The sequence below is a fragment of the Pseudomonas sp. AGC41 genome (genome assembly GCF_057334555.1).
The window spans coordinates 17,410-20,780 of sequence record NZ_JBHFJB010000148.1 but is presented as its reverse complement, the minus strand read 5'-3'; the positions used below and the strand labels follow the sequence as shown (position 1 = coordinate 20,780).

Below are 3,371 nucleotides of genomic sequence, written 5' to 3'. Positions count from 1 at the left end.
GTCTGACAGTCGACATTATTGGTGGATGGAAAACCGCTTTCGCGAGCAGGCTCGCTCCCACAGTTTGATCAGCGTCAGCCCTCAGATTCAGCTACGCGTCGCCCCGCGGGCGCTTGCCGCGAACTGGTCAGGCGGCAACACGTGCTTGCGTTCGAGCAAGCGATAGACCACGCCGGTCAGCACCAGGCCGAACACCATCACGCACGACAGGAAGTACAGCCCGGACGCCAGGTTGCCGGTGTATTCCTTCAACGCGCCGATCACGAACGGGCCGATGTAGCCGCCCAGGTTCCCTACCGAGTTGATCAAGGCAATGCCCGCCGCCGCGCTGGCACCAGCAAAAAACCGCCCCGGCAAGGTCCAGAACACCGCCGTGCAGGAAAACAGCGCAAACGCCACCAGGCACAACGCCGCCAGTTGCAGCACCGGCACCGTCAACCAGGCACTGAGGAACAGGCCAATGGCGCCCAACACATACAACACGGCCAGGTGACCGTAACGGTCATTCAACCGGTCGGAGCTGCGCGGAATGATCAGCAGGCCGACGATGCCGAAGATATACGGCACCGAAGAGACGAAACCGGTCACCAGGTCACTGCCGCCGAACTGCTTGATCAGCGTCGGCAGCCACAGCCCCAGGCCGTAGATGCTCAGGGTCACCGGCAGGTAGAACAGCGCCAGCAGCAGGACGCGCTTGTCCTTGAGAGCATGCAGCGGGTTGCCGTGGCGGGTCTGGCCGTATTCTTCCAGGTCCTTTTTCAGCTCACCGGTCACCCAGTCCTTCTCGGCCTGGTCCATCCATTTGACCTGTTGCGGGCCGTCCGGCAGATAACGCAGCACCGGCCAGGTCAACAGCACTGCCGGCAGGCCGATGACGATGAACAACCACTGCCAGCCGTGGAGGCCGAGGATGCCGTCCATGCCCAGCAGGCCACCGGACACGGGGCCGGTGATCATCATCGCAATGGGTTGGGAAAGAATGAACAGCCCGAGGATCTTGCCGCGATGGCGCACCGGGAACCACTGGGTGATGTAGTACAGCACGCCTGGGAAAAACCCGGCTTCGGCCGCGCCCAGCAGAAAGCGCATCACGTAGAAACTATAGGGCCCCTGCACAAAAGCCATGCCGATGGTGATTGCGCCCCAAGTGATCATGATCCGGGCAAACCAGCGCCGCGCACCGAAGCGTTCCAGCATCAGGTTGCTGGGAATCTCCAGGAGGAAATAACCGATGAAGAACAGCCCCGCGCCGAGGCCGTAGGCGGCGTCGCCGATGCCGATGTCCGCGCCCATGTGCAACTTGGCAAAGCCCACGGCGGAGCGATCCACGTAGGCGATCAGATACAGCAGGATCAGGAAGGGAATCAGTTTGAGGGTGATGCGACGTATAAGCCGCAGTTCCTGGCTCATGGGACCGGTCTCCGATTGTTGTTGTTATAGAACCTCGGGGGATTTCTCTCGCGAATGACCGCCAGGACAATCCCTCCGTTAAATCGGACTATATAGTAATACTATTTACCCAACAACACTTCCAAACGGCGGAAATTGCGCTTATGTTACGCTTCAGCTCGAACAATATAGTCATACAATAAGAGAATCGATCATGTCTGATAAGAAACCCTCCCTGCGCTCGGCCCAATGGTTTGGCACCGCCGACAAAAACGGCTTCATGTACCGCAGCTGGATGAAAAATCAGGGCATCGCCGACCACCAGTTCCATGGCAAGCCGATCATCGGTATCTGCAACACCTGGTCGGAGCTGACACCGTGCAACGCGCATTTCCGGCAGATCGCCGAGCACGTCAAGCGCGGCGTGATCGAGGCCGGGGGCTTCCCGGTGGAGTTCCCGGTGTTCTCCAACGGCGAATCGAACCTGCGCCCCACCGCCATGCTGACCCGCAACCTGGCGAGCATGGACGTGGAAGAGGCGATTCGCGGCAATCCGATTGACGGCGTGGTGTTGCTCACCGGTTGCGACAAGACCACTCCGGCCCTGCTGATGGGCGCCGCCAGTTGCGACGTGCCGGCCATCGTTGTCACCGGCGGGCCGATGCTCAACGGCAAGCACAAGGGCCAGGACATCGGCTCGGGCACCGTGGTCTGGCAGCTGAGCGAACAGGTCAAGGCCGGCACCATCACCATCGATGACTTTCTCGCGGCCGAGGGCGGCATGTCCCGCTCGGCCGGTACCTGCAACACCATGGGCACGGCGTCGACCATGGCCTGCATGGCCGAAGCGCTTGGCACCTCGCTGCCGCATAATGCGGCGATCCCGGCAGTGGATGCGCGCCGCTATGTGTTGGCGCACATGTCCGGCATGCGCGCCGTGGAAATGGTCCGCGAAGACCTGAAGCTGTCGAAGATCCTGACCAAGGAAGCCTTCGAAAACGCGATCCGCGTCAACGCTGCCATCGGCGGCTCGACCAACGCGGTGATTCACCTCAAGGCCATCGCCGGGCGCATCGGCGTGCAGCTGGACCTGGACGACTGGACCCGCATCGGTCGCGGCATGCCGACCATTGTCGACCTGCAACCGTCCGGGCGCTTCCTGATGGAAGAGTTCTACTACGCCGGCGGCCTGCCTGCCGTGCTCCGACGCCTCGGCGAAGCCAACCTGATCCCCCACCCGAACGCACTGACGGTGAATGGCAAGAGCCTCGGCGAAAACACCAAGGACGCGCCGATCTACGGCCAGGACGAAGTCATTCGCACCCTCGACAACCCGATCCGCGCCGACGGCGGCATCTGCGTATTGCGCGGCAACCTGGCGCCATTGGGCGCAGTGCTCAAGCCATCCGCGGCCACCGCCGAACTGATGCAGCATCGCGGTCGCGCGGTGGTGTTCGAGAACTTCGACGAGTACAAGGCGCGGATCAACGATCCGGAGCTCGACGTCGATGCTGACTCGATCCTGGTCATGAAGAACTGCGGGCCGAAGGGTTATCCGGGCATGGCCGAAGTCGGCAACATGGGCTTGCCAGCCAAACTCCTGGCCCAGGGCGTGACGGACATGGTGCGGATTTCCGATGCGCGCATGAGCGGCACCGCCTACGGCACCGTGGTGCTGCATGTGGCACCGGAAGCCGCAGCCGGTGGGCCTTTGGCCGCGGTGAAAGAAGGTGACTGGATCGAACTCGATTGCGCCAGCGGCCGCTTGCACCTGGACATCCCGGACGCCGAACTTGCCGCGCGCCTGGCCGACCTGGCGCCACCGCAACAATTGCTGGTCGGTGGCTACCGCCAGCTGTACATCGACCATGTGCTGCAAGCCGACCAGGGTTGCGACTTCGACTTCCTGGTGGGCTGCCGCGGCGCCGAGGTGCCGCGTCATTCCCATTGACGCCCCATCCCCCTGTGGGGGGGGGGGGGGG

At 62.6% G+C, this 3,371-nt stretch carries 2 protein-coding genes; one reads left to right on the top strand and one right to left on the bottom strand.

Annotated features, from left to right (window positions below; all coding sequences use genetic code 11):
• Positions 1 to 87: 87 nt before the first annotated feature.
• Positions 88 to 1,410, bottom strand: a complete 1,323-nt coding sequence (locus tag ACE04F_RS24395; protein WP_486110264.1) for an MFS transporter — start codon at positions 1,408 to 1,410, stop codon at positions 88 to 90.
• Between the two features lie 193 nt (positions 1,411 to 1,603).
• Between ACE04F_RS24395 and ACE04F_RS24390 the strand changes: the two genes are divergently transcribed.
• On the top strand, positions 1,604 to 3,340 hold the full coding sequence (locus tag ACE04F_RS24390; RefSeq protein ID WP_181290491.1) for an IlvD/Edd family dehydratase: 1,737 nt from the start codon (positions 1,604 to 1,606) through the stop codon (positions 3,338 to 3,340).
• Positions 3,341 to 3,371: the final 31 nt, after the last annotated feature.

What these genes read in the sequence shown, in the direction of transcription:
- ACE04F_RS24395 (WP_486110264.1), bottom strand. Translation starts at nt 1,410, where the DNA reads ATGAGCCAGGAACTGCGGCTTATACGTCGCATCACCCTCAAACTGATT.
- ACE04F_RS24390 (WP_181290491.1), top strand. Translation starts at nt 1,604, where the DNA reads ATGTCTGATAAGAAACCCTCCCTGCGCTCGGCCCAATGGTTTGGCACC.